This window comes from Hyphomonas sp. UBA3601, assembly GCF_002375605.1.
Lineage (GTDB): Bacteria > Pseudomonadota > Alphaproteobacteria > Caulobacterales > Hyphomonadaceae > Hyphomonas.
Map to the genome: position 1 here is coordinate 73,386 of NZ_DFME01000112.1, position 2,689 is coordinate 76,074.

Genomic DNA, 2,689 nt, shown 5'->3' on the forward strand with positions numbered 1-2,689 from the left:
GCCGGTCTCGAGGCGGCGCTGAATCGACTTCGCGCCCATGTTTTGGAAAGCGGTCTCGAAGAGCCGGGATTACGTACCCGGCTCGAGACAACCGCCATTCTGCTCGACGCCATCCGAGTGACCGAACAGCGCATCGTGGCGTCACTCAGCGCGGGCCGGCCGCCGGGCCCTGCCGCTTCGATGCTCAAGGTACAAAGAACGGAGATGATGCAGAAGATCGACGAGATCGCGATCGAGGCTGCAGGCCCATATGCGGCTGTTCATGAACCGGCGACCTGGCATCCGGAATCAAATCTGGACCCGGTCGGACCAGATGCGCTCAGCGTCGCCATGGCGAAATACCTCAACAATCGAGCCGGTTCGATTTATGGCGGATCGAATGAGGTCCAGCGCAACATCATGGCCAAGGCGGTGCTTGGATTGTGAGACGGCCCTATCAACCTTGATAGCTTGCCGGGAGTGACCGTTTCCGAGGAACCTCTCCCTACAGCTCCAAACATAGGAGCATAGGGAGGAAAATTTGGAAAACCGGTCTAAGTACTTGAAATCGCTATGCTTGGGAGTCTCACTCATAGCACTCTGGGCAAGCTCGCCCGCCATCGCACAAGAGGCAGACACCCCCTCCGCCGAGAGCAGCGAAGATTCGCAAAGCTCCATGAAGCTGGAGTCCATCACGGTCACGGCCCAGAGGCGGGAAGAATCCGCCAATGATGTCCCGATGTCGATCCAGGCATTTGGCGGGGACCAACTCGATACGCTCAGGGTCAATGAGGTCGATGACCTGCAAGCGCTCGTGCCAAGCTTCTCAGTCTCGCAAAGCTATCAGGGCGTGCCGACCTACACCCTCCGCGGTATCGGCTTCAATACCATCAACGTCTCTGCAACTTCGACCGTCGGCACCTATGTAGATGAAGTTGCCTATCCCTATCCCTTCATGAATTCGGGGCCGATGTTCGATATCGAGCGTATCGAGGTTTTGAAGGGGCCGCAGGGAACTTTGTTTGGCCGCAATACGACGGCGGGTCTGATCAACGTCGTGACGAACAAGCCGGTCGATGAGTTCCAGGCAAGTGTCTCCGCCGACATCGGCAACTACGACACCTGGAATCTCGAAGGCATGGTGAATGTGCCGCTTGCGGAAAACGTTCAGGCGCGTTTCGCGATCCGCAGTGAGAACAGCGACGAAGGTTGGCAGGAGTCGATTTCCCGCGGAGAAGACCGGGGAACGGTCGAGAAGCTCGGCTTCCGTGCGGCGCTCGCGATTCAGCCAACAGACAAGCTCGAAATTGATCTGTCCTACAATGGCTGGATCAACAAATCCGACACGATCGCTGGGCAGGCAATTGGCCTGACGCCCAATACCGACCCGACATTCATCGTGCCGGGAACCAACGGCCCGTCGACGGCATCAGGCTTCAACCAACCGGGCCTTGTTGACTTTATCAACAGCAACTTTCCGACCAATGCTGAACAGGCCGACTGGGCACCTTCATACCTGCGGTCAGCCGATATCGGTGCAGGCGAGGGCATTGACGGTCCGCATGAAGAGAATTCGAGCTTCGATGCCATCAAGCTTGGCGTAAGCTATGAGTTCGACAATGAGATGCGGTTGGTGTCGCTGACGGGCTATAATAAGCTGGATCGAGAAGCCGTGCTCGATTGGTCTGGCGTGCCGTTTCAGATCCTGCTTCAGGACATCGAAGGCGAGATCAAATCTTTCAGCCAGGAGCTTCGCCTTGAAGGTTCAACCGACAAGGTCGACTGGTTGGTGGGGGCCTATTATGGCAAGGACGAGACCACAGACGGCAACCGCACAATGCTGCGGGACAACGCCAATTCCAACTTTGTAAGTACGGCGGCCTACCTGTTGACGGTTGACCCGACCGCTCTTGGTTTCCCGCCGCAAATGGCTGGTCTCGTCTCCTTGGTAAACGTCGACCCTGAAACAGGTCAGCCCTATTCGGCTGCCGAATTGCTCTCTTCCTTCCAGACCTATTACGATACCGGGGACTTTGAATCGACGACTACCAGCATCTTCGCAAATGCTGATTGGGAATTGACCCCGGAATTTTCCTTGACGACCGGTCTTCGTTATACGGATGACAAGCAGGAATATGTTGGTTGTTCGGGAGACGTGAATGGTTCGATGCAGCCAAACGTCAATGTATTCAACCGCGTTTTCTTCACAGCGATTTACGGTCTGGCTACGCCACCAGCGCCATTGCTCGAAAACGGATGCAATACCTACGACCTTGAGACCAACTCGTTCACTGCGGTGACATCGGACGTTAAGGAAGACAATGTTTCGTGGCGAGTGGTTGGCAATTGGACGCCAGCTTCATTGGAGAACACGCTTTTCTTCGCATCGGTTTCCAAGGGCTACAAGTCCGCCTCAACTCCGGTTAACGCAGCCTCCAAGTCGGAACAGAATGCCCCGGCAACGCAGGAAAGCCTGCTGGCATATGAAGTTGGTGTCAAAGCTGGGCTGTTCGACCAGCGCATGCAAGCGAATGCGTCGCTGTTCTACTACGACTATACTGACAAACAGGTCTCGTCCTTCTTCCCGGACCCAATTTATCGTGCCCTGTCACGCCTTCAGAACGCCCCGGAAGGAGAGGCTTACGGTCTGGATGCGGAGCTGACATGGTTGGTGGCAGAACACCTGACGGCCATTGGCGGCCTGACGCTG

At 56.1% G+C, this 2,689-nt stretch carries 2 protein-coding genes; both read left to right on the forward strand.

Annotation, left to right across the window (positions count from 1 at the left end):
• Nucleotides 1-426, forward strand: a 426-nt coding sequence (locus B4F73_RS11875; RefSeq protein WP_290483355.1) for an acyl-CoA dehydrogenase family protein, incomplete at its 5' end; no start/stop codon positions are given.
• 229 nt (nt 427-655) lie between these two features.
• Nucleotides 656-2,689, forward strand: a 2,034-nt coding sequence (locus B4F73_RS11880; protein WP_290483356.1) for a TonB-dependent receptor, incomplete at its 3' end; no start/stop codon positions are given.